This is a genomic window from Bradyrhizobium neotropicale (genome assembly GCF_001641695.1).
Lineage (GTDB): Bacteria > Pseudomonadota > Alphaproteobacteria > Rhizobiales > Xanthobacteraceae > Bradyrhizobium > Bradyrhizobium neotropicale.
Window position 1 is genome coordinate 1 of the sequence record NZ_LSEF01000010.1, and the last position, 2,648, is coordinate 2,648.

Consider the following 2,648-nt stretch of genomic DNA (forward strand, 5'->3'; position numbering starts at 1 on the left):
TAGGCGGTGTGGACTCTAAGGATTCCCTTTTGAGAGCAAATCAGATTCAAGGCTTCTTTTTGGGAGGCGGCCTTGGGTGTGATGGATCGTTTGGTGTTGAGCGACGCGGCCTGGGAGCGCATGGCGCCGCTGATCATAGGCCGGCCCGACCAGAAGGGTTCGACCGGGCGGGACAACCGGATGTTCGTGGAAGGTGTGCTCTGGATCGTGCGTACAGGCTCTCCCTGGCGCGACCTTCCGGAGGCGTTCGGAGACTGGAACAGCGTATTCCGGCGCTTCAGTCGATGGAGCATCAAGGGTGTTTGGTGGCGGATCTTCGAGGCGATGTCTGATGATCCAGACTTCGAATATCTGATCGTCGATTCCACCATCGTCCGGGCGCATCAGCACGCCGCCGGGGCGAAAAAAGGGGGTCTGAAGATCAGGCGCTTGGCCGCTCGCGCGGCGGCCTGAGCACGAAGATACATATGGCCGTTCGCGGCTTGGGGTGTCCTGTACGGTTCACGCTCACCGCAGGCCAGAAGGGCGATGCACCACAGGCCGCCGCATTGATCGAGGGACTGCCGGCCGAGGTCGTCATCGCCGATACAGCCTATGACGCCGATCATTTGCGCCAAGACATCGCCGCCAAAAAGGCGCTCGCCGTCATCCCCAACAACCCGTCACGCGCCCTCAAATATCCGCTCGACAAACATCTCTATGCCCAGCGCCATCTCGTGGAATGCTGCTTCTCCAAACTCAAGCAGTTCCGCCGCGTCGCTACCCGCTTCGAAAAGACCGCCCGAAATTACCGAGCCGTCGTCACTCTCGCTGCCATCGTCCTATGGATGCGATAAGTGTCCACACCGCCTAGAGCATGATCCGGAAAAGTGTGCAGCGGTTTTCCCTCGCGACAAACGCGGAACGCGTTTGCGCGGAGATCATGCTCAAACAATAACCTAAAGCGCGATGACGATTCATCCTGATCTCATCGCGCTTTAGGCCGGATATTGCGCGAGCCGGTATTTGGCTGCACTGCCTGCAATTCCGTCAGGTGTTGATCAAAATCTGATGTTGATGGCCGAAGTCCCCCGGGAGCTACCGGATTGCTTCCACGAGCATCGATTCTAATTTGCCAGCCGGGCTGCAATCAGAATTCTGCGGGAACGGACAGTGCGCCAGGGTCTCTACAAGGTCGACTTCCACACGGTTCACGGCACCGGCTGTGGCGTGGTCTATGTGGCCGATGGCAAGATGCGGGGCGGCAATTCCGCCTTCGCTTTCATCGGCACCTATACGGGGGAAGGCGACGGCATCAAAGTCAAGATATCGACCGAGCGATACAACGACGATCCGTCCTTCAAACCGCTGTTCGGGATCGACAGGATCACTCTGACGCTCACCGGCCGCGAAGACGGCAACATGGCCGAGTTCGAAGGCAGCGCGCTGCAAGTGCCGGGCGTTGCCTTCCGGGCAGTGCTGAGCCGGATCAGCGACTGAGTGCTGCACTCAGTCGTGTTCTACTCAGATCTCTAGTCAGGTCTTGGGCAGCTTCGGAATGCTCTCGGCAAAACCGTTGAAGCAGGCCAGCCGTTCGTCCTCTTCCTTGAGGAAGCGGCAGTCGGCCACGCCCTTGGCCTTCGGCGCCTTCGGCTTTGGCGCCGGCGGGATCACCGCGTCGTAGCAGCTGAGGCGATCCTTGGTGCCGTCGTCGATGTCGAGGCAGGCCTGCAGCCGCACCGCAATCGACTGCGGCTTGCCCTTCGGCGCCGCCGCCGCGGTGGTGGCCGCCGCCTTCCCCTTGGACTGGACCTGCACCAGCGGCTTGTCCCCGACCATTGGTGGCTTGTCGGCTTGCGCGAACGCGGAGGCCGAATAGAGCACGGCGGCAACCGCCAAAATCATCCTCATCTCAGTCAACTCTCTTTGGGTCCCCAAGCCTTGCCTTCTAGCGCCCTCCCGCGCCGTTTGCCAAGCGCCTTGCGCAGACGACCCAGGGCTAGGCGCGCGCGGCGGCCGGCCGTGGCCGGGTCAGCATGACCAAAAGCAACGCCAGGACAACGAAACCGACCGCCACGAAACCGAGTGTGTGCAGGAGCTCACGGGCAAACAGGAGTCCGCCGACGGCCGAGCCGACAGCCTGGCCGATATAGAGGACCGAGGTGTTGAGCGCGACGGTCACCGAGGCGAGCGGCGGCGCCGCCGCAACCAGCCGCACCTGCTGCATCGAATTGGTCGAGGCAAAGCCCACCCCCCAGATCGCGACCGAAGTGGCCATCATCACATAGGTGCCGGCGCTCAGCGCCCAGCCCGTAATGCCCGCCAGCAGCAGGCACGTGAACAACAGCGACGTGCGATACGGCCCCCAGGCGTCGACGATCCGGCTGGCGACGGCGGCGCCTAGGAAACCGCAGATGCCGTAGAGCGCGAACACCAGGCCGATCGCATCCGGGCTTGCGTCGGTCAACTTCTTGAGCAGCGGCCCCATGAAGGTGAACACCACGAACTGCCCGGACATGTGGAGCATCGTGATCGCAAGCAGCAACGCGATCGTCCGGCTACGGCCGACCGCGCTCCAGGTCTTCAGGTCTACTGGCGTGCCTTTCAATCCCGCGGGCAACCGCAGCAGCAATAGCAGGAAGCTGACACAGCCGAGCGCACCGATCCCG

The 2,648-nt window shown here is 62.2% G+C and carries 3 protein-coding genes and 1 pseudogene; 2 read left to right on the top strand and 2 right to left on the bottom strand.

All coding sequences use genetic code 11. The annotated features are described in order from the left end of the window. Positions 1 to 120 precede the first annotated feature (120 nt). Positions 121 to 836, top strand: a pseudogene (locus AXW67_RS40005) (IS5 family transposase). 316 nt (positions 837 to 1,152) lie between these two features. Then, positions 1,153 to 1,479, top strand: a complete 327-nt coding sequence (locus AXW67_RS01625; RefSeq protein ID WP_063676127.1) for a GrlR family regulatory protein — start codon at positions 1,153 to 1,155, stop codon at positions 1,477 to 1,479. Between the two features lie 36 nt (positions 1,480 to 1,515). Here the strand turns inward: AXW67_RS01625 and AXW67_RS01630 are convergent, their stop codons facing one another. Together AXW67_RS01630 and AXW67_RS43615 are read right to left on the bottom strand one after the other, a co-directional pair. Next, complete coding sequence (locus AXW67_RS01630; protein WP_063676129.1) at positions 1,516 to 1,890, bottom strand: hypothetical protein; 375 nt, start codon at positions 1,888 to 1,890, stop codon at positions 1,516 to 1,518. Between the two features lie 88 nt (positions 1,891 to 1,978). Beyond that, on the bottom strand, positions 1,979 to 2,648 hold a 670-nt coding region (locus AXW67_RS43615; protein ID WP_245315358.1), incomplete at its 5' end, for an MFS transporter.

Bases quoted from the DNA above. Each gene is read 5' to 3' on its own strand.
- AXW67_RS01630 (WP_063676129.1), bottom strand. From the start codon at position 1,890: ATGAGGATGATTTTGGCGGTTGCCGCCGTGCTCTATTCGGCCTCCGCG.